The following is a 19,933-nucleotide window of genomic DNA, read 5'->3' on the forward strand; positions in this document are numbered from 1 at the left end:
TCACTCCACCGTGACGGACTTGGCGAGGTTGCGAGGCTGGTCGACGTCGTAGCCCTTGGCGGCCGCGAGCTCGAGGGCGAAGATCTGCAGCGGCACCACCGACAGCAGCGGCGTCATGAGCACGGGCGCCGAGGGCACGTAGAACACCTGCTCCGCATAGTTCGCGGCCTCGGTGTCGCCCTCCTCCGCGATGACGAACGTGCGGGCGCCGCGCGCGCGGACCTCCTGGACGTTGGAGATCACCTTGGAGTGCAGGGACTCGCGGCCGCGCGGGCTGGGCAGCACGATGAACACCGGCTGGCCCTCCTCGACCAGCGCGATGGGCCCGTGCTTGAGCTCGCCGGCGGCGAAGCCCTCGGCGTGGATGTACGCGAGCTCCTTGAGCTTGAGCGCCCCCTCGAGCGCCACGGGGAAGCCCACGTGGCGGCCCAGGAACAGGACCGTCCGCTCGTCCGCCATGGAGCGCGCGAGCTCCCGGATGGGCTCCGAGGTGTCGAGCACCCGCTGGATCTTCGCGGGGATCGCGTCCAGCTGCTCGAGCAGCGCCTCGATCTCGTCGGGGAACTTGTTGCCGCGCAGTTCGGCCAGGTAGACGCCGAGGAGGTAGCCCGCGGTGATCTGCGCGAGGAACGCCTTGGTCGACGCGACCGCGATCTCCGGCCCGGCGCGGGTGTAGAGCACCGCGTCGGCCTCGCGCGCGATGGTCGAGCCCTGCGCGTTGACGATCGCGATCACGGGCGCGCCCTGCTGCTGCGCGTGGCGGACGGCCATGATCGTGTCCATGGTCTCGCCCGACTGGCTGATGGCGACCACGAGCGTCTTGATCGACACGATCGGGTCGCGGTAGCGGAACTCGTGCGCGAGCTCGACCTCGACGGGGATCCGCGTCCAGTGCTCGATCGCGTACCGCGCGGTCAGGCCCGCGTACGACGCGGTGCCGCACGCGATGATGATGATCTTGTCGATGGACCTGAGGACGTACTCGTCGATCATGCCGCCGTCGAGCTGGAGGCGGCCGTGCTCGTCGATCCGGCCGCGGAGCGTGTCCGCGACCGCCGTGGGCTGATCGTGGATCTCCTTCTCCATGAAGGTGGCGAAGCCGCCCTTCTGCGCCGCGGAGGCGTCCCAGTCCACGTGGTACGGCTCGCGCTCGACCACCAGGCCGCGCACGTCGGTGATGGTGACGTGGTCCGGGGTGATCTCGACCACCTCGTCCTGGTGCAGCTCGAGCGCCGTGCGGGTGTGCTCGATGAACGCGACCACGTCGGAGCCCAGGAAGTTCTCGCCCTCGCCCAGGCCGATCACCAGCGGGCTGTTGCGGCGCGCTCCCACCACGGTGCGCGGCTCGTGCGCGTCCACGGCGAGCAGCGTGAAGGCGCCGTCGAGGCGGCGTGTGATGGCGCGCATCGCGTCGGCGAGCGACTTGCCGGAGTCCACCTCGCGCGCGAGCAGGTGCCCCGCGACCTCGGTGTCGGTCTCGGACAGGAACTCGACGCCCTGGTCGAGCAGCTCCGCGCGCAGCGCCCCGAAGTTCTCGATGATGCCGTTGTGGATGATGGCGATGCGACCGCCCGCCGCGAGGTGCGGGTGCGCGTTCGCGTCCGTGGGCGCGCCGTGCGTGGCCCAGCGCGTGTGGCCGATCGCCGCCGTGGCGGCGTCGAGCGGGCGCTCCGCGAGCTGCTTCTCGAGGTTGACCAGCTTGCCGGCCTTCTTGCGCATGCCCACGCGGGACGGGTCCTCGGTCACCACGGCGACGCCGGCGGAGTCGTATCCGCGGTACTCCAGCCGCGCCAGACCCGACATCACCACGCCCTGCGGGCGGCCGCCGGGCGCGCCCGACCCCACATATCCGACGATTCCGCACATGCGCGCCAGTCTAGATGCCGCCCCCGGACCTCCCGCGCAGGCCCGACCCGCGCATCGTCCCTCCGCACCCGACCCTCCCGGACCATGCGCAACAATGGGCGGGTGAACGAGGCACGACGGTCCGACGCCGGGACCCCCTACGTCACCCTGACGCGCGACGAGTGGGCCGCCCTCGCGGACGCGACGCCGCTGCCGCTCACCGCGGAGGACGTCGCCCGCGTGCGCGGACTGGGCGACCCGATCGACATCGCCGAGGTGGACCGCATCTACCGGCCGCTGTCCCGCCTGCTCGACCTGTACTCGGGCGCGACGGGCCTGCTTCACAGCGCGACCAGCCAGTTCCTGGGCGAGCGCGCGTCACGCACGCCGTTCGTGATCGGGGTCGCCGGCTCGGTCGCGGTGGGCAAGTCCACCACCGCGCGCCTGCTGCGCGAGCTCATGGCCCGCTGGCCCAGCTCGCCGCACGTTGCGCTCGTCACCACGGACGGCTTCCTCTACCCCAACGAGGTGCTGACCGAGCGCGGCATCATGGCCCGCAAGGGCTTCCCCGAGTCCTACGACCGGCGCGCGCTGCGCGACTTCATCCTCAAGGTGAAGTCGGGCGCGGCGGAGGTGCGGGCGCCGGTGTACTCGCACCAGGTCTACGACATCGTGCCCGACCAGCAGGTGGTGGTCCGCCAGCCCGACGTCCTCATCGTGGAGGGGCTCAACGTGCTGCAGACCTCCGGCGCGCGCGAGCCGGGCGCGTCGCAGCTCGCGGTGAGCGACTTCTTCGACGTGTCGATCTACGTCGACGCCCATCCCGACGACATCCGCCGCTGGTACATCGAGCGCTTCCTCGCGCTGCGCGAGTCAGCGTTCGCGAAGCCGGACTCCTACTTCCACTCGTACTCGACGCTCACCGACGAGCAGGCGGTCGCCGTCGCCGGACAGGTCTGGGACACGGTCAACGCGCCCAACCTGGCCCGCAACATCGCGCCGACGCGCTCGCGCGCGACCATCATCCTGGGCAAGGGGCCGGACCACCGCGTCGAGTCGGTGCGCATGCGCAAGCTCTGACGCGGCGGTCGGGAGGGACGATGAGCGGGTCACCGCCTGCGCGACGCGGCGGCCCGGAGAAGGGCGGCTCCCGCAGCCATCGTCGCGCCGGCGGCGAGCAGCCACGGCACCACGGCGGCACCCGTCCACGCGAGCGCGCCCCCGGATTGCGCTGAGGCGGCGTCGTCCACGGCATCGTCCGACGTGCCCGCGCCGCCCTGCGCCCCGCCCTCGGCCGCGACCTCGGACTCTGGCAACGTCGGCTCCGTCGGTTGCGGGGTCGGGAGCGTCTGTCCGGGCGCCACCGACGGCTCCGCCGTCGGCTCGGGCGTCGGCTCGGGCGTCGGCTCGGGCGTCGGCTCGGGCGTCGGCTCGGGCGTCGGCTGGACCGTAGGTGTGACCGACGGCTCCGCCGTCGGCTCGGGCGTCGGCTGGACCGTAGGTGTGGCCGACGGCTCCGCCGTCGGCTCGGGCGTCGGCTCCGGCGCCGGCGCGGCGCCGCAGTCGAGCGGCGAGGCGAACATGTAGGCGTGCAGTTCGCCGCTGCCCATCGTGGTGGTGAGGCTACGTGCGATGACCTGTCCGTCGAGCGGCCCGAAGGACGCGGTGAGCGCGGCGTACGGCGCGTAGATCGATCCATCGATCCGCCCCACGCCGCCGCTCTTGTCCGTGATCGATACGGCACCGGTGACCGCGGAAAGGTCCCACATCACATACCGCGGGTACTGGCCCTCGGTCCCGAACTCCATGCCGTGCATCGCCGTCGTGCCCGGCGCCACCCGCACGATCACGGGCGTGTCGGCCGCCGGGACGTCGTCGAGGTACACCACCTGGGAAGCGAAGCCCGTCGCGATCGTGAGGTCGGCGTAGTCGAGCACGTTGACCCTCCCGGCCTCGAGGTCGAGGACCGCCTTGCCGCCATCCTCGGTCACGCCGACGCGGTGCACGTCCTCGCGCTCACCGGTCGCGAGGTCCGCGAGGCACCGCGAGGTCGCCGAGAAGCCCTCGCCGCCCTCGACATAGCCCGCGACGGAATCGCCCGCCGTCAGCATCGAGTCACGACCGCCGGTCGCCCACTCCTGGTTCTTCGCCTCGACCACGGGCCCGGTCGCCTCGCTTCCCGAGACGTCGAGCCGGTACTGGGTGTAGTCGCCGCGCGCCGCGAACGTCCAAGCGGGCTCGTCGGGCGAGACCACCTTGGCGAACCCCCACGCAGTGCCCGTGTCCGCGTCGCGGCCGGCGACGTCGATGATGCCGCTTCTAGCGGACACGGATCCCACCAGCAGTCTCGTAGCGTCGCCGTCGACCAGCGGCAGGTCGTACGCGGACGTGCCGGCGATCTTGTGCATGATCGGCAGGCGCGAGCCGGAGACCGCACCCTGGAGGGTGCCGCCGACGGCGAGCGCGCCCTCGATCTCGGAGTTGAGCAGCGTCGCGTCCTCGCGTACGTAGACGCTGAAGCCACCCGCATCCGCGAACGGGTGGATGGTGTCGCCGTCCGCGGTCGCACCGGGCGCGGCCGCGACGACGGCGCCGCACGCGAGCGTGAGCACGGCCGCACCGGTGATGAGCGCGCGCGGGCGCGCGAAGATGATCGCTGGTCCCATGGGGTGTCCTCTTCCTCAGTCGGGCGGAGCTCACGCGTCGGGGCCAGCGATCAGGTCCGCTTCTTGAGAATCATTCTACAATAGAACGTAAAGAAAACACAAAGCGCATTGCTGAATCGCATCAAGAACGTGCTCGCACGCCGTCTCAGGCGGGGCGGCGCGCGACGATCGTGAAGGTGCAGGGCATGACGTCCGCCTCGGCGCCCGGCCACGCGAAGTCGCCGTCCTCGAGCTCGACCATCCGGTCGGCGAAGCGCCACGGCAGCGTCCGCCCCTCCTCCATCGCCTCGATGACCAGCGCGGCGTCGAGCAGCGCCGTCACGGTCTCGGAGAGCGGGTGGTTCCACTCGTACGTGCGGGGCGCGGTGACCACGCCGTCGCCCACGTAGGTGGTGGCGTCCTCCCACTGCAGCGCGCGGCCGTCGGTGAAGTAGCGGTACCTCGCGACCAGCTCCTCGCGCGTCTCGTCGAGCGAGTAGAGGAACGGGTGCCCGTCGCGGATGTAGAAGACCCCGCCGGGACGCAGCAGCGCGGCGATCTGCCGCGCCCACGCCGCCAGGTCCTCGAGCCACGTGATGGCGCCGATGCTCGTGTAGACAACGTCGAAGCGGACGTCCGCGCCGAGTTCGCGGTCCACGAGCGCGCGGGCCTCGAGGACGTCGCCATGGACCCAGGTCGCGTCGACGCCGAGCTCGCTCGCGAAGGCCGCGGCGGCCTCGAGCGCCGGCGCGGAGAAGTCCACGCCGACCACCGCGGCGCCGGCCCGGGCGAGCGAGACGGTGTCGGTGCCGATGTGGCACTGCAGGTGGCACAGCGACAGCCCCTCGAGCGTGCCCGCCGGGAGGTGGCGCTCGAGGGTGCGGAGGTCCGTGCGCACCACGGTCGACAGGTGCGCGGGGTCCTCGCGGTAGCGTTCGAGGCCGTACGCCTCGACATGGAGCGCGACACGCGAGTCCCAGTTGGCGAGGTTGGTCGCGCGCGCCTGCTCCCAGGGGATGTCGACGCCGTCGACGGGGTCCGCCATCAGGCGCCGTCCTCGTCCTCGCCCCGGCGACGCTCGCGGCGCGGCGGGCGCACCTGGAGCTCGCCGGTCATCATGCGCTCCTCGATCTGCGCGGACAGGTCGGGCATCTCGGGCTCCGCGAAGCCCAGCCGCGCCAGGATCTTGTCGATGAGGATCCCGATCACGATGCCGCCGACGACGCCCACCGAGATGGACACGAGGAGGTTCTCGAAGATCGATCCCGCCCAGATGCCGAGCGCGGTCCCGTAGGTCGCCCAGATCACCACGGCGACCGCGTCGACGATCATGAACCACTGCCGCGGATACCGCAGCGCGCCCGCCGTGAGATTGACGGCCACGCGCCCCATCGGGATGAAGCGGGCCGCGATGATGAACGTGGTGCCGCGGCGCTCGAGCGTCGACTCCGCCCAGTCCAGCGTCTTGCGCATCCCGGCGCGCGCGAAGAACGGGTGCTTGCGCACATCGAACTTGGACCCGATGAAGTAAGCCAGCTGGTCGCCGCACCAGGCGCCCGCCGCCGCGAGGATCCAGATCAGCCACACCCACGGCGAACCCGTCTGCTTCCACGCGGTCGCGGTCGCGATGACCACCGACTCGCTGGGCAGGACGGGGAAGATGCCGTCGACCAGGGAGAGCACGAAGACGCTCGGGTAGATCCACAGCGATTCCATGAGGGACTCGACCCAGACCTCGACCGCGTCGATGCCGTCGACCAGGATGTGCCAGAGCTCGTTCACGCGCTCAGTCTCCCAGGTGGGTGCGGGCCCCGCGATGGGGGGATCACCTGATCGGCGGCGCCGCGGGGATGAACCGCAGGCCGCGCGCCTCGCGCCGGACGCCTACAGCGAGAGGCGGTCGCGCACCACGGCCGCGAGCGCCTCCGCGTGCCGCTGCGCGTCCTCGGGCGTGGACGCCTCGACCATCACGCGCACCAGCGGCTCGGTGCCGGACGGGCGCAGCAGCACGCGGCCCGAGTCTGCCAGCTCGCGGCGCGCGGCGGCGACCGCGTCGTGCAGCGGACGGTCCGTGTGCACCCGCGAGCGGTCCGCGCCGCGCACGTTGATGAGCACCTGCGGCAGCGTCTCGATGCCGGCGCACTGGGTCCGCAGGCGGCCCTTGGCCGCCACGCGCGCCGCCACCAGCAGCGCGGAGAGCACGCCGTCGCCGGTGGTCGCGTAGTCGGACACGATGATGTGGCCGGACTGCTCGCCGCCGAGCGTGTACCCGGCGTCGCGCATCGCCTCGAGCACGTAGCGGTCGCCCACCGCGGTCTCGACGATGTCGATCCCCTCGCGGCGCATCGCCTGGTGCAGCCCGAGGTTGCTCATCACCGTCGCGACCAACGTGGAGCGGTACAGCGTGCCGGCATCGCGCATCGCGATGGCGAGCAGGCCCATGATCTGGTCGCCGTTCACCACGGCGCCGGTGTGGTCGACCGCGAGGCAGCGGTCGGCGTCGCCGTCGAAGGCGACGCCCAGGTCGGCGCCGTGCTCGACCACGGCCGCCTGCAGCGGTCCCAGGTGCGTCGAGCCGACGCCCTCGTTGATGTTCAGCCCGTCGGGGGACGCGTTGATGGTGGTCACGCGGGCGCCCGCGGCCGCGAGGGCGGCGGGACCCACGGAGGACGCGGCGCCGTGCGCGGCGTCGACCACCACGTGGACGCCATCGAGCGGGGCGTCGGAGCCCGCGAAGGAGCGGACGGCGGAGACCACGTGGTCGACGTACTCGCCGGCGAGCGCGGCGGACGGCACGATCCGCCCGACGGCCTTGCCGAGCGGCCGTTCCCAGGCCTCGCCCACGCGCGCCTCGATGGCCTCCTCGACGGAGTCGTCGAGCTTGTGGCCGCCGCGCGCGAAGAACTTGATGCCGTTGTCCGGCATGGGGTTGTGGGACGCGGAGATCACCACACCCAGGTCCGCCTCGGTCGAGGCGGTGAGGTACGCCACCGCGGGGGTGGGCACCACGCCCACGTCGAGCACGTCGACGCCGGCGGAAGCAAGACCGGCCGCGACAGCCGCGCTCAGGAACTCGCCTGAGACGCGGGTGTCGCGGCCGATGACGGCACGGGGACGGTGGCCGGAGAACTCGCCCCGCTCGCCCAGCACGTGAGCCGCCGCGACCGAGAGGTCGACGGCCAGCTCCGCGGTGAGGTCACGGTTGGCAAGGCCCCGGACACCGTCCGTGCCGAAGAGTCGCGCCATGCGCGAGAGGTTAACGCTTCGAGTACTGCGGCGCGCGGCGGGCCTTCTTGAGACCGGCCTTCTTGCGCTCCACGATGCGGGCATCGCGGGTCAGGAAGCCGGCCTTCTTCAGCGCCGGGCGGTTGTTGTCCTCGTCGATCTCGTTGAGCGCACGGGAGACACCCAGACGGAGCGCGCCGGCCTGGCCGGACGGGCCGCCACCGTGGATGCGGGCGTGCACGTCGAACTTGCCCTCGATGTCGAGGAGCGCGAACGGCGAGTTCACCAGCTGCTGGTGCACCTTGTTCGGGAAGTAGTCCTCGAGGGTGCGCCCGTTGATGACCCAGTTGCCGGTGCCGGGCACCAGGCGAACGCGGGCCACCGCCTCCTTGCGGCGGCCGAGGCCGGCGCCGGGGGCGAGGTTGGTGACACCCTTGCCGCGCTCGACCGCGGTCTCGGAGGTGTACTCGGTCGGGGTCTCGTTGTCGACCTCGGTCGTCACATCTGCCACTTTCATCAATCCTTAACTGCTGCGGCGCTTACTGCGCGACCTGGGAGATCTCGAAGACCTCGGGCTGCTGCGCGGCGTGCGGGTGCTCCGCGCCGGCGTAGACCTTGAGGTGCTTGAGCTGGGCGGCGCCGAGCTTGGTCTTCGGGAGCATGCCCTTGACCGCGTTCTCGATCACGCGACGGGGGTTCTTCTCGAGGAGCTCGCCGATCGGGACGGCGGAGAGGCCGCCCGGGAAGCCCGAGTGGCGGTACACCATCTTGTCGGTGAGCTTGTTGCCGGAGATCGCGATCTTCTCGGCGTTGATGACGATGACGAAGTCACCGCCGTCGACGTGGGGCGCGAAGGTCGCCTTGTGCTTGCCGCGGAGCAGCGAAGCGGCCTGGGAGGCCAGACGACCGAGGACCACGTCAGTAGCGTCGATGACGTACCAGTTCTTGGTCACGTCACCCGGCTTGGGAGAAAACGTACGCACTGTGAAGCCTTACTTCTACTCGATTCGGTGGACGGTGCCGAGGCACCGCGAAGCAATTCGGTCGGCGGGTCCTGCGGCGGCGAGTGGGAGGCACCGTCCACGAGGGAACGCACAACGACGCACCATCATACGCGCGTCAGGCGGGAATCTCAATCCGGGCGAGGGCGTGACGCGCGTCGGTCACGGGAGGGTGCGACGCCCTCGGGTAGCCTCGGCGCGCGCGGCGAGCAGCGCATCGTCCGGATACGCCACCTCCTCGAGCGTGAGGCCGTGCGCCGGCGCCACGGCGATCGCCTGCGAGCGGCCCTCGGTGGCCGCCACCATGGCGAGCCAGTCGACGTCGCGCCTGCCCTGCCCCACCGCGAGCAGCGCGCCCACGAGCGAGCGCACCATCGAGTGGCAGAACGCGTCCGCGCGCACCGTCGCGACCACCAGGCCCGTGTCGGGGCCCTCGGTCTCGCGGCGCCACGAAAGTTCGGTCAGGTCGCGGATGGTGGTGGCGCCCTCGCGGCCGCGGCAGAAGGCCGCGAAGTCGCGCAGGCCCAGCAGGGTGGACGATGCGCGGTTGAGGGCCTCGACATCCACCGGGCGGTCGACGGTCAGGACGTGGCGCCGGGTCAGCACGTCGGGCACCCCGTCCGTGACGCGGTAGGCGTACCGCCGCTGGGTCGCGGAGAAACGGGCGTCGAATCCCTCCGGCGCGATCGAGACCGCCCGGACCACCGCATCGTCCGGAAGCACGCCGTTGAGGCGCGACAGGAGGCCTTCCGCGGGGGTGCGCTGCGCGCGCCCGGGCATCCGCTCCCAGGCGGCGGCGTCGATGTCGACGTGGGCGACCTGGCCGCGGGCGTGGACGCCCGCGTCGGTGCGGCCGGCCACGGTCACGCGGGGACGCTCGTCCTGACGGATGATCCGCGCGAGGGCGTCCTCGAGGACGCCCTGGACGGTCCGCAGCCCCGGCTGGGTCGCCCAGCCGGAGAACTCGGTGCCGTCGTAGGAAAGGTCGAGGCGGGCCCGCACGATCCCGGATGTGATCATGCGGACCCGCCTCGGGTCACCTTCAAGGAAGGCGGAGACTACTTGGTCTCGGCGGCGTCGTCGGTCGCCTCGGCCGCGGGGGCCTCGGTCTCCTCGACAACCTCGACGGTCTCCTCGGCGACGGGCGCCTCCTCGACCTTCTCGGCCTTCTTCGGCGCGGCCTTCTTGGCGGCCTTCTCGGCCTCCTTGGTCACAGCCTTCTTGGCAGGGGCACCGAACTCGACGAGCTCGATGACGGCCATGGGGGCGTTGTCGCCCTTGCGGTTGCCGACCTTGGTGATGCGGGTGTAGCCGCCGTCACGCTCGGCGAAGCCGGGGCCGATCTCCGCGAAGAGCTTGTGGACGACGCCCTTGTCCGAGATGATCCCGAGCACCTTGCGGCGCGAGGCGAGGTCGCCGCGCTTGGCGAAGGTGACGAGACGCTCGGCGTACGGGCGCAGGCGCTTGGCCTTGGTCACGGTGGTGGTGATGCGGCCGTGCTCGAACAGGCTCTGCGAGAGGTTCGCGAGCATGTGACGCTCGTGCGCGGGACCGCCGCCCAGGCGGGCGCCCTTGGTGGGGGTAGGCATGATTGAGAATTCTCCTTGTTACTCGTCGCTGCCCGAGAAGTACACGGACGAGCTGCTGTCGTACTCGACAGCGCTGTCCTTCAGGGAGAAGCCCAGCTCGGCGAGCTTCTCCTTGACCTCGGTGATCGACTTCTGGCCGAAGTTGCGGATGTCCATGAGGTCCGCCTCGGAACGCGCGGTGAGCTCGCCCACGGTGTGGATGCCCTCGCGCTTGAGGCAGTTGTAGGACCGCTGCGTGAGGTTGAGCTCCTCGATCGGCTGGTTGTAGTCCTCCTCGAGCGACTCGTCCGTGTCCGACGGGCCGATCTCGATGCCCTCGGCGGCCTCGTTGAGGCTGCGGGCGAGCGAGAAGAGCTCGACGAGCGTCGCGCCTGCGGACGCCACGGCGTCACGGGGCGAGATCGAGGACTTGGTCTCGACGTCGATGACCAGCTCGTCGAAGTCCGTGCGCTGCGCGACACGGGTGGCCTCGACCTTGTAGGTCACCTTGAGGACGGGCGAGTAGATCGAGTCGACGGGGATCTGGCCGATCTCCGCGTCGTAGCTCTTGTTCATCGCCGCGGGCACGTAGCCGCGACCACGCTCGACCGTGAGCTCGACCTCGAACTTCGCCTTCGCGTTGAGGGTCGCGATGTGGAGGTCCGGGTTGTGGATCTCGACGCCGGCCGGGGGCTGGATGTCAGCACCGGTGACGACGCCCGCGCCCGACTTGCGCAGGTACATCACGACGGGCTCGTCGTTCTCCGACGAGACCACGAGGTTCTTGAGGTTGAGCAGGATCTCGGTCACGTCCTCCTTCACCCCGTCGATGGTGGTGAACTCGTGGAGGACGCCCTCGAAGCGCACCGACGTCACGGCCGCGCCCGGGATGGACGACAGGAGCGTGCGGCGGAGCGAGTTGCCGAGCGTGTAGCCGAAGCCCGGCTCGAGCGGCTTGAGCGAGAACTGCGAACGGTTCTCCGAGATGACCTTCTCGGTCAGCGTGGGACGCTGTGCGATCAGCACGGTTGTTTCCTTTCCGAGCATCCGCTATCTGATGCTCGAGCGTTCCCCGCCGGGTTCGGTCCGGCGGGGGCCAGAAGCCTGGAATGGTGCGGCCACGGGCCGATGCGCTGCATCGGCCCGCGACCGGGAGCGCGTGTCTCCACGCGCGGGCGTGCTAGTTGCGGCGGCGCTTCGGCGGGCGGCAGCCGTTGTGCGCCTGCGGGGTGACGTCCTTGATGGAGGTCACCTCGAGGCCGGCGGCGGTCAGCGAGCGGATCGCGGTGTCGCGGCCCGAGCCCGGGCCCTTGACGAACACGTCGACCTTGCTCATGCCCGCGTCCTGCGCACGGCGCGCGGCGGCCTCGGCGGCCATCTGCGCGGCGTACGGGGTGGACTTGCGGGAGCCCTTGAAGCCGACCTGGCCCGACGACGACCACGACACGACGGCACCCGAGGGGTCCGTGATGGAGATGATCGTGTTGTTGAAGGTGGACTTGATGTGCGCCTGACCGTGCGCGACGGTCTTCTTGATCTTCTTGCGCGGCTTGCGAGTAGGAGCGGCCATGTCTTACTTCTTCTTTCCGGCGACGGTCTTCTTGCGGCCCTTGCGGGTGCGGGCGTTGGTCTTGGTGCGCTGACCACGGACGGGCATGCCGCGGCGGTGGCGGAGACCCTGGTAGTTACCGATCTCGACCTTGCGGCGGATGTCGGCGGCCACCTCGCGGCGCAGGTCGCCCTCGACGGTGAAGTTGGCCTCGATGTAGTCACGGATCGCGACGAGCTGGTCGTCGTCCGCGTCCTTGACGCGCAGGTCCGGGCTGATGCCGGTCGCTGCGAGGATCTGCTCGGCGCGGGTGCGGCCGACGCCGTAGATGTAGGTAAGTGCGATCACCATGCGCTTGTCGCGCGGGATGTCGACACCGACGATGCGTGCCATTGCTGGTTCTACTCCATCAGTAGTCGGAGGTCTGACGCTCGACCGCCCCGCTGATCAGTCGCGGGCCCCGGCCTCCGAGCCGGGGGTTTGATGCATAGGGTCGAACGAGGATGTTCTGGGTGTGTCTAGCCCTGACGCTGCTTGTGGCGCAGGTTCTCGCAGATGACCATCACTCGGCCATTGCGTCGGATCACCTTGCACTTGTCGCAGATGGGCTTGACGCTGGGCTTAACCTTCATGGTTCTTTCCTGCGTCGTCGTCGCGCACGGGTGCGCTCGGACGGCGGCTCACTTGTAGCGGTAGACGATCCGGCCGCGGGACAGGTCATAGGGGCTGAGCTCCACCACCACGCGGTCCTCGGGGAGGATCCTGATGTAGTGCTGGCGCATCTTGCCGGAGATGTGAGCGAGCACCAGGTGCCCGTTCGTCAGCTCCACTCGGAACGAAGCGTTCGGCAGTGCTTCCACCACCACGCCCTCGACCTCGATGACTCCGTCTTTCTTGGCCATTACTCCGCTAACGTTGGTTGACAGGGAATGCGGGCGCGCAAAAACGCCCAACGGAAAACTATACGGCAATCTCCGGCCCGTCTCAACCGGCGCCGCGCATCGTCGCGCGGGCACGGGGACGCCGGGCGACGCCGCCCCGTCAGCCTGTCAGCGGAACGAGTTGCGCAGGCGCTGCACCGCGAGACCCGAGATGCGCGGGTCGCGGTGGTCGGCGAGCCGGCGGACCACCGACGAGGGGGTGCGCGCGTTGCCGAGCAGCGCGCTCAGCACGTCGAGGCTCGAGTCGTGTCCCAGCGACACGAGGGCGCCCATGGGGCAGTCGCTGCGGGCGGCGACGGCCGCCCGCACGTGCGGGTCGCGATGGACCGCGAGCGGCAGGAGCTCGGAGCCGCTGATCTCAGGGTTGAGCGCCCGCACCACGTCCTCGGATGCCCCGCTGGCCGGAACCACCACCGCGTACCTCCCGCACTTGTCCTTTGGGAAAGTATCCTCCGAGTCCCCTGGATCCGGGCAAATCTCTGTGAGGAATCAGACATGCCGTCACGTATCCGACACACGGCTCCTCCGGCGGGGGCCCGCGCGCTCCCGTCAGTGCGCGGGTCGCGGGGGCTGCCGAGGCGGCACGGCGGGCCTAGGCGGGAGCACGCGGTCGGGGCGGTCCCCCACGGGCGAGCGCTCCTGCGGCGGCGCGCCCCGCGGGGTCGACGGGCGGTCCGCGAGCTCGGCGAGGCCCGCGCCCCGCGCGACGCCGGAGGTCCCGCCCGGGGCGGCGACCACCTCGCCCGAGAGCGAACGGCGCGCGAGCCGCGCCACCTCCTCGCGACGGTGAGCCGCGAGCCGCTCGAGCACCGTGCGCGGCGTGGCCGAGTTCCGCGCCAGCGCCTTGAGCACGGACAGATCGCGGTCGAGCGCGAGCACCCCCGCGATCGCTCCCGCGAGTCCCGCGCCCGACGCGAGCGCCACCCGCACGGAGGCGCGCCTGTCGTGCGCGAGCGTGGCCTGCATGCCCAGCGGGCAGTCGGGACGCGCCGCGATCGCCTCGCGCACCGCGGGCTCACGGTGCTCCACCAGCACGAACAGGCGCTCGCGCGGCAGCCCGTCGGACCGCGCCTCCATGACCACCGCCCGCAGGCCGTCGTCGCGCGCCTCGCCCGCCACCGGCACTCCGGATGCTGCCATCAGCGCCCGGGACCACCCGTCGTCGCCCACCGTGTCCTCCCGCTCTCGGTGACGGGAGGCTAGGCGCCGCGGATGAGCAACGCCTGTCGCTCAGGTGACGGGCCGGTTGCGAGCGGGCGAAGCGTGGGTAGCGGGCCTAAGCGTCGATGGGCGGACGGAAGCCGCGGACCGGCGCCGTGCGCGTGGGCCGGGGCATCAGCGGCTCACCCTGCTCGACGTGCGGATCGGCCGCCGCCATCGCCTCATCGGCGGCCGCCTCGAGGCTCGCCGCGGCGCTCTCCGCCAGCATCGCCGCGCGGCGCGCCTGCGACTCCTCGAACACGCGGTCACGCAGCTCGGGCGTGTGCCGGTCCTCGCCCGCCGCGGCGAGGGCACGGGCGTCGAGGGCCGCGCCGGCCGCCGTCCTCACCTCGCCCTTCCTGTGCGACGCGAGGATCTCGAGCACGTCCTGCGTGACCGCCGGGTTGCCCGCGACCGCGCACGCCACCGCCGGCTGGCGGTCGTGGGCGAGGTAATCGAGGATCGAGTGCAGCACCTTGGGGTTCGCGGCCATCGCGGCCCGTACCGGCACCGCGTGGTCGTGCGCGAGCGTCACCATCAGCCCGAACGGGCAGTCCTCGCGCCGGGCGATCGCCTCACGCACCAGCGCGTTGCGCGATCCGCCCAGCTCCTGGATCCGTTCCTTGGCCAGCCCCGGTGCGGCCGCCTCCTCGACGTCCGCGCTCGCTCCGGGAGCATAGGAAAACCCTCGCGCCATGGCGCCCCTCCTCAGCAGGCCGGCGTCGGGAGCGCCGGTTGAGGCGACGCTAACCCGCCTGTTTTGCGCCTGGATACCGCGGAGGTAACGCTTGCGTGAACGCGTGTGCGGTGGGCCACACCAGGGACGATGCGCGGGTCGCCGCTCCCCTAGGGCGCGACGGGCGTGACGCCGAGGGGCGCGAGCCGGGACGCGCCGCCGTCGGCGGCGGTCAGCACCCAGATGCCGTCCTCGTGCACGGCGATCGAGTGCTCCCAGTGGGCGGCGCGCGAGCCGTCGAGCGAGACGACCGTCCACTCGTCGTTGAGGACCGCCGAATCGGGGGTGCCGATCACCAGCATGGGCTCGATCGCGAGGCACATGCCGGGCTTCACGCGCGGGCTGCGGCCGCGCACCCGGTAGTTGGGGACGTCGGGCTCCATGTGCATCTCGGTGCCGATGCCGTGGCCCACATAGCCCTCGAGCGGGTGGAGCCTGGCCTCGTCGGCCACGTCCTCGATCGCGGCCGAGACGTCGGAGATGCGATCCGCGGTGGCGAGGGCGGCGATGCCGGCCCACAGCGCGCGCTCGGTCGCCTTCACGAGCGCGAGGTCGGCCTTCGCGAGCGGCTCCCCCACGATGAAGGAGATCGCGCTGTCGCCGTGCCAGCCCTCGACGATCGCACCGCAGTCCACCGACACCAGGTCGCCCTCGGCGAGCACCCGGTCGCCGGGGATGCCGTGGACGACCTCCTCGTTGACGGAGACGCACGCGGTCGCGGGGAAGCCGTGGTAGCCGAGGAAGTTCGACGTGGCGCCGGCCTCCGCGATGACGCGTGACGCGGCGGCATCCAGGTCGCCGGTGGTGGCGCCGGGCACGGCGGCCTCCTTCGCGGCGGCGAGCGCGCGCTGGACGATCACGCCGGCGCGGGCCATCACCCGCATCTCCTCGCGGGACTTCAGCTGGATGCGTCCCGACATCGTCAGCGGGCGACGGCGGCGACGAGGCGCTCGGTGACCTCGTCGATCTCGCCCAGGCCGTCGACCTGGACCAGCAGCCCGCGGCCGGCGTAGAACGCGGTCAGCGGCGCGGTGGAGGTCGCGTACACCTCGAGGCGCTTGCGGATCACCGGCTCGGTGTCGTCGGCGCGGCCCTCGATCTCGGCGCGCTTGAGGAGGCGCTCGGTCACCACGTCGAAGTCGGCCGTGATCTCGATGGCGACGTCGAGCTCGACGCCCAGGTCCGCGAGCATCGAGTCGAGCTCGACCGCCTGCTCGGGGTTGCGCGGGTAACCGTCCAGGAGGAACCCGGCCGCCGCATCGTCCTCCGCGAGGCGGGCGCGCACCATGGCGTTCGTGACCTCGTCGGGGACCAGCTGGCCCGCGTTCATGTACTCCTGTGCCTTGCGGCCGAGCTCGGTGCCGCCCTTGACGTTCGCGCGGAAGATGTCGCCCGTCGAGATCGCGGGGACGCCGAACCGCTCCGTGAGGCGGGCGGCCTGGGTGCCCTTGCCGGCACCGGGAGGACCAAGGAGGACTGCACGCATTACTTGAGGAACCCTTCGTAGTGGTGCTGCTCGAGCTGGGACTGGATGCGCTTCACCGTGTCGAGACCCACGCCCACGAGGATGAGGATCGAGGTGCCGCCGAACGGGATCGAGGCGGACAGGCCGAGCGCGACGAACAGCAGGGTCGGCACCAGCGCGACGAGAGCGAGGTACAGCGAGCCGGCGGCCGTGATGCGGGAGAGCACGTAGTCGAGGAACTCCGCGGTGGGGGTGCCGGGACGGATGCCAGGGATGAAGCCGCCGTACTTCTTCATGTCGTCGGCGACCTCGGTCGGGTTGAACGTGATCGCGGTGTAGAAGTACGCGAAGAACACGATCAGGAGGATGTAGAGCGCGATGTGCAGCGGAGCGCTCGGCGAGGCGACGTGGTCGTTGAGCCACACGACCCAGCCGGACGGGTCGTCCGCCTGGAACTGGATGATCACCTGCGGGATGGTGAGCAGCGAGGACGCGAAGATCACGGGGATGATGCCCGCCATGTTGATCTTCAGCGGGATGTAGGTCGACGAGCCGCCGAGCATCTTGCGGCCGACCATGCGCTTCGCGTACTGCACCGGGATGCGGCGCTGGGACTGCTCCACGAAGACCACCGCGGCGATGACGATCAGCAGCACGATCGCGGTGAACAGCGTGTTGCGCGGGCCGTTCGACGAGTTCCAGATCGAGGAGACGATGCCGGGGAAGCCCGCCGCGACCGACGTGAAGATGAGGAGCGACATGCCGTTGCCGACGCCGCGCTCCGTGATGCGCTCGCCGAGCCACATGATGAAGATGGTGCCCGCGGTCATGGTGAGCACCATGGTGAGGATGACGTTCCACGAGTCGTTCGGGATGACCGGGACCGAGCAGCCGGGGAAGAAGATGTCGTTGCGCGCCATCGTGATGTACGAGGCGGACTGGATCGCGGCGAAGCCGACGGTGATGTAGCGCGTGTACTGCGTCAGCTTGGCCTGACCCTCGGAGCCCTCCTTGTGGAGCGTCTCGAAACGAGGGATCAGCACGCGCAGCAGCTGCACGATGATCGACGCGGTGATGTACGGCATGATGCCGAGCGCGAAGATGGACAGCTGCAGGAGCGCGCCGCCCGAGAAGAGGTTGAGGATCGCGAAGCCGGCGTTGGTGCTCGTCTGCGCCAGGCAGAGCTCGACGTTGCCGTAGTCCACGCCGGGCGTGGGGATCGCGACGCCGAGGCGGTAGACGGCGATGATGCCGATGGTGAAGAGGAGCTTCTTCCGAAGATCCGGAGTGCGGAACGCACTCATGAAGCCACTCAGCATTGATCCTCCAGGGAAATCAGAACAGGAAGAGGATACGCGACCGGGCCCGTCCTTCAGGACGGGCCCGGTGCGATCACTGCTAGCCCTCGTTGACCGAGCCGCCAGCGGCCTCGATCTTGGTCTTCGCGGACTGCGAGACCTTGTCGGCGTCGACCAGGGTGACCTTGACGGCGATCTCGCCGTCACCCAGGACCTTGACGGGCTGGTTGCGGCGCACCGCGCCCTTCGCCACGAGGTCCGCCTTGGTCACGTCGCCGCCCTGCGGGAACAGCTCGGAGAGCTGACCCACGTTGACGACCTGGTAGTACACCTTGAACGGGCTCTTGAAGCCACGCAGCTTCGGGATGCGCATGTGGATGGGCGTCTGACCACCCTCGAAGCGCTCCGGAACCTGGTAGCGGGCACCGGTGCCCTTGGTACCGCGACCCGCGGTCTTGCCCTTCGAGCCCTCACCACGACCCACGCGGGTCTTCTTGGTGTGCGAGCCGGGGGCCGGACGGAGGTGGTGGACCTTGAGGGTCGCCACCTTCTCCGCGGGCTCCTCCACCTTGGGCTCGGCCTTCTTGGCGGCCGGCTTCTTGGCGGCCGGCTTGGCCTCGTCGGTCGCGGCCTTCTTGGCAGCGGGCTTCTTCGCGGCAGCGGGCTTGTCAGCCGCAGCCTTCGCCGGAGCCTTCTTGGCGGCCGGCTTCTTGGCGGGCTTCTCCTCGACGGCGTCGTCCGCCGGCTTCTTGGCCTCAGCCATCAGTCAACCTCCTCAACGGTGACCAGGTGGTCCACCGCCTTGACCATCCCGCGGATCTCGGGACGGTCCTCCTTGACGACGATGTCGCCGATGCGCTTCAGCCCGAGCGACCGCAGGGTCTCGCGGTGCTGCGGCTTCGTGCCGATCGCCGACTTCTTCTGAACGACCTTGAGTCGTGCCATGACTAGTTCACCCCCGCTGCCTGGGCGCGGAGCATCGCGGCCGGAGCCACGTCCTCCACGGCCTTGCCGCGACGGGCCGCGACGGCCTCGGGGCGCTCGAGGCGCTTGAGGGCGTCGACGGTCGCGTGCACGATGTTGATCGCGTTGGACGAGCCGAGCGACTTGCTCAGCACGTCGTGGATGCCGGCGCACTCGAGCACCGCGCGCACCGGACCACCGGCGATCACACCGGTACCCGGCGACGCGGGACGCAGGAACACGACGCCCGCGGCGGCCTCACCCTGCACGGCGTGCGGGATGGTGCCCTGGATGCGGGGGACGCGGAAGAAGTTGCGCTTGGCCTCCTCGACACCCTTCGAGATCGCGGCCGGCACCTCCTTCGCCTTGCCGTAGCCGATGCCGACGTTGCCCTCGCCATCGCCCACGACCACGAGAGCGGTGAAGCTGAAGCGACGACCACCCTTCACGACCTTGGCGACGCGGTTGATGGTGACGACGCGCTCGACGAACTTGTTCTCCGGCTCGCTGTCGCGGCGGTTGCCGCCCCGGCGGCCGCTGTTGTTGTCAGCCATAATTCCTCACTCCTGGCCGCGCCCTAGAGGGCGAGGCCCGCCTCTCGGGCACCGTCGGCCACGGCAGCCACGCGGCCGTGGTACTTGTTGCCGCCACGGTCGAAGACCACGGCCTCGATGCCCGCGGCCTTGGCGCGCTCGGCGACCAGCTGGCCGACCTTCGACGCCTTGGCAGACTTGTCGCCGTCCATCGCGCGGACGTCGGCCTCGAGGGTCGACGCGGACGCGATGGTCTTGCCGACGGTGTCGTCCACGATCTGCGCGACCATGTGGCGCGAGGAACGGGAGACCACGAGGCGGGGACGAGCAGCGGTGCCGGAGATCTTCTTGCGCAGGCGGAAGTGGCGACGCTTGCGCTGGATCGCCTTGCCCTTGCCCTTGATTGCGATACCCATGTCTTACTTACCCGTCTTTCCTGCCTTGCGGCGAACCTGCTCGCCGGCGTAGCGGACGCCCTTGCCCTTGTACGGCTCGGGCTTGCGAATCTTGCGGATGTTCGCCGCGACCTCGCCCACCTGCTGCTTGCTGATGCCGGCAACGGTGAACTTGGTGGGGCCCTCGACCGTGAAGGTGATGCCCTGCGGCGGGCTCACCACGACGGGGTGCGAGAAGCCGAGCGCGAACTCGAGGTCCGAGCCCTTGAGCGCGACGCGGTAACCCGTGCCGACGATCTCGAGCTTCTTCTCGTAACCGGCGGTCACGCCGGTCACCATGTTCGCGATGAGCGTGCGGGTGAGGCCGTGAAGCGACTTCGAGACGCGCTCGTCGTTCGGGCGCTTGACCTCGAGGCCCTCGTCGCCCTTCTCCACGGTGATCGGCGACGGCACGACGTGCGTGAGGGTGCCCTTCGGGCCCTTCACGGTGACGTCGGCACCCTCGATGGTGACGTCCACTCCGGCGGGAACCGGAACGGCGATCTTTCCAATGCGAGACATTGTTCAGT

Annotated in this window: 26 protein-coding genes; 1 reads left to right on the plus strand and 25 read right to left on the minus strand. The window is 70.5% G+C overall.

Annotated features, from left to right (window positions below; translation table 11 throughout):
• Positions 1-1,866: a glutamine--fructose-6-phosphate transaminase (isomerizing) gene (glmS, locus tag AOM05_RS00800; protein ID WP_062518731.1), complete on the minus strand. Its 1,866-nt coding sequence runs from the start codon at positions 1,864-1,866 to the stop codon at positions 1-3.
• Positions 1,867-1,950: 84 nt separating this feature from the next.
• On the opposite strand from glmS, the gene coaA reads away from it, so the two are divergent.
• Positions 1,951-2,925 (plus strand): type I pantothenate kinase, encoded by a 975-nt coding sequence (gene coaA, locus AOM05_RS00805; RefSeq protein WP_062518732.1) that lies wholly within the window; start codon positions 1,951-1,953, stop codon positions 2,923-2,925.
• 29 nt (positions 2,926-2,954) lie between these two features.
• Here the strand turns inward: coaA and AOM05_RS00810 are convergent, their stop codons facing one another.
• From AOM05_RS00810 to rplF, 24 genes are all read right to left on the minus strand, one after another.
• Entirely contained in the window at positions 2,955-4,511 is a 1,557-nt protein-coding gene (locus tag AOM05_RS00810; protein WP_062518733.1) for a collagen-binding domain-containing protein, read from the minus strand.
• Between the two features lie 145 nt (positions 4,512-4,656).
• The gene (locus AOM05_RS00815; RefSeq protein WP_062518734.1) at positions 4,657-5,535 is read right to left on the minus strand and encodes a class I SAM-dependent methyltransferase; all 879 of its coding nucleotides are present in this window, start codon (positions 5,533-5,535) and stop codon (positions 4,657-4,659) included.
• Positions 5,535-6,272 (minus strand): DedA family protein, encoded by a 738-nt coding sequence (locus AOM05_RS00820; RefSeq protein ID WP_062518735.1) that lies wholly within the window; start codon positions 6,270-6,272, stop codon positions 5,535-5,537. Before AOM05_RS00820 ends, AOM05_RS00815 begins: the two co-directional genes overlap by 1 nt.
• 102 nt (positions 6,273-6,374) lie before the next feature.
• The gene (gene glmM / locus AOM05_RS00825; protein ID WP_062518736.1) at positions 6,375-7,736 is read right to left on the minus strand and encodes a phosphoglucosamine mutase; all 1,362 of its coding nucleotides are present in this window, start codon (positions 7,734-7,736) and stop codon (positions 6,375-6,377) included.
• Between the two features lie 10 nt (positions 7,737-7,746).
• A complete protein-coding gene (rpsI, locus tag AOM05_RS00830; RefSeq protein ID WP_439644553.1) occupies positions 7,747-8,226 on the minus strand; it encodes a 30S ribosomal protein S9 in 480 nt (159 codons plus the stop codon).
• Between the two features lie 28 nt (positions 8,227-8,254).
• Entirely contained in the window at positions 8,255-8,698 is a 444-nt protein-coding gene (gene rplM, locus AOM05_RS00835; RefSeq protein WP_062518738.1) for a 50S ribosomal protein L13, read from the minus strand.
• A gap of 180 nt (positions 8,699-8,878) precedes the next feature.
• Positions 8,879-9,736 (minus strand): tRNA pseudouridine(38-40) synthase TruA, encoded by an 858-nt coding sequence (gene truA / locus AOM05_RS00840; protein ID WP_062518739.1) that lies wholly within the window; start codon positions 9,734-9,736, stop codon positions 8,879-8,881.
• Positions 9,737-9,774: 38 nt separating this feature from the next.
• Positions 9,775-10,305, minus strand: coding sequence for a 50S ribosomal protein L17 (gene rplQ, locus AOM05_RS00845; protein ID WP_062518740.1), 531 nt, complete (start codon positions 10,303-10,305; stop codon positions 9,775-9,777).
• An 18-nt stretch (positions 10,306-10,323) separates the two neighbouring features.
• Positions 10,324-11,310 (minus strand): DNA-directed RNA polymerase subunit alpha, encoded by a 987-nt coding sequence (locus AOM05_RS00850; protein ID WP_062293909.1) that lies wholly within the window; start codon positions 11,308-11,310, stop codon positions 10,324-10,326.
• Positions 11,311-11,464: 154 nt separating this feature from the next.
• Entirely contained in the window at positions 11,465-11,854 is a 390-nt protein-coding gene (gene rpsK / locus AOM05_RS00855) for a 30S ribosomal protein S11 (protein ID WP_061963598.1), read from the minus strand.
• A 3-nt stretch (positions 11,855-11,857) separates the two neighbouring features.
• On the minus strand, positions 11,858-12,226 hold the full coding sequence (rpsM, locus tag AOM05_RS00860) for a 30S ribosomal protein S13 (RefSeq protein ID WP_062518741.1): 369 nt from the start codon (positions 12,224-12,226) through the stop codon (positions 11,858-11,860).
• 125 nt (positions 12,227-12,351) lie between these two features.
• On the minus strand, positions 12,352-12,465 hold the full coding sequence (gene rpmJ, locus AOM05_RS13890) for a 50S ribosomal protein L36 (RefSeq protein ID WP_062069916.1): 114 nt from the start codon (positions 12,463-12,465) through the stop codon (positions 12,352-12,354).
• Between the two features lie 48 nt (positions 12,466-12,513).
• Positions 12,514-12,735: a translation initiation factor IF-1 gene (infA, locus tag AOM05_RS00865; protein WP_042213122.1), complete on the minus strand. Its 222-nt coding sequence runs from the start codon at positions 12,733-12,735 to the stop codon at positions 12,514-12,516.
• Positions 12,736-12,882: 147 nt separating this feature from the next.
• Positions 12,883-13,185, minus strand: coding sequence for a hypothetical protein (locus AOM05_RS00870; protein ID WP_169746703.1), 303 nt, complete (start codon positions 13,183-13,185; stop codon positions 12,883-12,885).
• Between the two features lie 138 nt (positions 13,186-13,323).
• A complete protein-coding gene (locus AOM05_RS00875) occupies positions 13,324-13,914 on the minus strand; it encodes a hypothetical protein (RefSeq protein WP_156164977.1) in 591 nt (196 codons plus the stop codon).
• Positions 13,915-14,050: 136 nt separating this feature from the next.
• Positions 14,051-14,671 carry a hypothetical protein gene (locus tag AOM05_RS00880; protein WP_062518744.1) on the minus strand — a complete coding sequence of 207 codons (621 nt, stop codon included), beginning with the start codon at positions 14,669-14,671 and terminating at the stop codon, positions 14,051-14,053.
• Positions 14,672-14,820: 149 nt separating this feature from the next.
• A complete protein-coding gene (map, locus tag AOM05_RS00885; protein ID WP_062518745.1) occupies positions 14,821-15,630 on the minus strand; it encodes a type I methionyl aminopeptidase in 810 nt (269 codons plus the stop codon).
• A gap of 2 nt (positions 15,631-15,632) precedes the next feature.
• Positions 15,633-16,196, minus strand: coding sequence for an adenylate kinase (locus tag AOM05_RS00890; RefSeq protein ID WP_062518746.1), 564 nt, complete (start codon positions 16,194-16,196; stop codon positions 15,633-15,635).
• Positions 16,196-17,494, minus strand: a complete 1,299-nt coding sequence (gene secY / locus AOM05_RS00895; RefSeq protein WP_062518747.1) for a preprotein translocase subunit SecY — start codon at positions 17,492-17,494, stop codon at positions 16,196-16,198. Before secY ends, AOM05_RS00890 begins: the two co-directional genes overlap by 1 nt.
• 79 nt (positions 17,495-17,573) lie before the next feature.
• Positions 17,574-18,236, minus strand: a complete 663-nt coding sequence (gene rplO / locus AOM05_RS00900; RefSeq protein WP_082097160.1) for a 50S ribosomal protein L15 — start codon at positions 18,234-18,236, stop codon at positions 17,574-17,576.
• The gene (gene rpmD / locus AOM05_RS00905) at positions 18,236-18,418 is read right to left on the minus strand and encodes a 50S ribosomal protein L30 (RefSeq protein ID WP_062293932.1); all 183 of its coding nucleotides are present in this window, start codon (positions 18,416-18,418) and stop codon (positions 18,236-18,238) included. The genes rplO and rpmD overlap by 1 nt, the downstream gene beginning before the upstream one ends.
• Before the next feature lie 2 nt (positions 18,419-18,420).
• Positions 18,421-18,990, minus strand: coding sequence for a 30S ribosomal protein S5 (rpsE, locus tag AOM05_RS00910; protein WP_062518748.1), 570 nt, complete (start codon positions 18,988-18,990; stop codon positions 18,421-18,423).
• Between the two features lie 23 nt (positions 18,991-19,013).
• Complete coding sequence (gene rplR, locus AOM05_RS00915; RefSeq protein WP_062518749.1) at positions 19,014-19,385, minus strand: 50S ribosomal protein L18; 372 nt, start codon at positions 19,383-19,385, stop codon at positions 19,014-19,016.
• A gap of 3 nt (positions 19,386-19,388) precedes the next feature.
• Positions 19,389-19,925 (minus strand): 50S ribosomal protein L6, encoded by a 537-nt coding sequence (gene rplF, locus AOM05_RS00920; RefSeq protein ID WP_062518750.1) that lies wholly within the window; start codon positions 19,923-19,925, stop codon positions 19,389-19,391.
• Positions 19,926-19,933 lie beyond the last annotated feature (8 nt).

The organism is Demequina silvatica (assembly GCF_000971215.1).
Taxonomy (GTDB): domain Bacteria; phylum Actinomycetota; class Actinomycetes; order Actinomycetales; family Demequinaceae; genus Demequina; species Demequina silvatica.

Excerpts from the sequence above, each read along its gene's own strand:
- rpsK (WP_061963598.1), bottom strand. The coding sequence starts at position 11,854 with ATGGCCGCTCCTACTCGCAAGCCGCGCAAGAAGATCAAGAAGACCGTC.
- rplQ (WP_062518740.1), bottom strand. The coding sequence starts at position 10,305 with ATGCCTACCCCCACCAAGGGCGCCCGCCTGGGCGGCGGTCCCGCGCAC.
- rplO (WP_082097160.1), bottom strand. The coding sequence starts at position 18,236 with ATGGCTGAGGCCAAGAAGCCGGCGGACGACGCCGTCGAGGAGAAGCCC.
- truA (WP_062518739.1), bottom strand. The coding sequence starts at position 9,736 with ATGATCACATCCGGGATCGTGCGGGCCCGCCTCGACCTTTCCTACGAC.
- rpmJ (WP_062069916.1), bottom strand. The coding sequence starts at position 12,465 with ATGAAGGTTAAGCCCAGCGTCAAGCCCATCTGCGACAAGTGCAAGGTG.
- infA (WP_042213122.1), bottom strand. The coding sequence starts at position 12,735 with ATGGCCAAGAAAGACGGAGTCATCGAGGTCGAGGGCGTGGTGGTGGAA.
- rpsE (WP_062518748.1), bottom strand. The coding sequence starts at position 18,990 with ATGGCTGACAACAACAGCGGCCGCCGGGGCGGCAACCGCCGCGACAGC.
- AOM05_RS00890 (WP_062518746.1), bottom strand. The coding sequence starts at position 16,196 with ATGCGTGCAGTCCTCCTTGGTCCTCCCGGTGCCGGCAAGGGCACCCAG.
- glmS (WP_062518731.1), bottom strand. The coding sequence starts at position 1,866 with ATGTGCGGAATCGTCGGATATGTGGGGTCGGGCGCGCCCGGCGGCCGC.
- rplF (WP_062518750.1), bottom strand. The coding sequence starts at position 19,925 with ATGTCTCGCATTGGAAAGATCGCCGTTCCGGTTCCCGCCGGAGTGGAC.
- glmM (WP_062518736.1), bottom strand. The coding sequence starts at position 7,736 with ATGGCGCGACTCTTCGGCACGGACGGTGTCCGGGGCCTTGCCAACCGT.
- AOM05_RS00875 (WP_156164977.1), bottom strand. The coding sequence starts at position 13,914 with ATGGCAGCATCCGGAGTGCCGGTGGCGGGCGAGGCGCGCGACGACGGC.
- rpmD (WP_062293932.1), bottom strand. The coding sequence starts at position 18,418 with ATGGCACGACTCAAGGTCGTTCAGAAGAAGTCGGCGATCGGCACGAAG.
- secY (WP_062518747.1), bottom strand. The coding sequence starts at position 17,494 with ATGCTGAGTGGCTTCATGAGTGCGTTCCGCACTCCGGATCTTCGGAAG.
- AOM05_RS00815 (WP_062518734.1), bottom strand. The coding sequence starts at position 5,535 with ATGGCGGACCCCGTCGACGGCGTCGACATCCCCTGGGAGCAGGCGCGC.
- coaA (WP_062518732.1), top strand. The coding sequence starts at position 1,951 with ATGCGCAACAATGGGCGGGTGAACGAGGCACGACGGTCCGACGCCGGG.
- map (WP_062518745.1), bottom strand. The coding sequence starts at position 15,630 with ATGTCGGGACGCATCCAGCTGAAGTCCCGCGAGGAGATGCGGGTGATG.
- rpsM (WP_062518741.1), bottom strand. The coding sequence starts at position 12,226 with ATGGCACGCATCGTCGGTGTCGACATCCCGCGCGACAAGCGCATGGTG.
- AOM05_RS00810 (WP_062518733.1), bottom strand. The coding sequence starts at position 4,511 with ATGGGACCAGCGATCATCTTCGCGCGCCCGCGCGCGCTCATCACCGGT.
- rplR (WP_062518749.1), bottom strand. The coding sequence starts at position 19,385 with ATGGGTATCGCAATCAAGGGCAAGGGCAAGGCGATCCAGCGCAAGCGT.
- AOM05_RS00880 (WP_062518744.1), bottom strand. The coding sequence starts at position 14,671 with ATGGCGCGAGGGTTTTCCTATGCTCCCGGAGCGAGCGCGGACGTCGAG.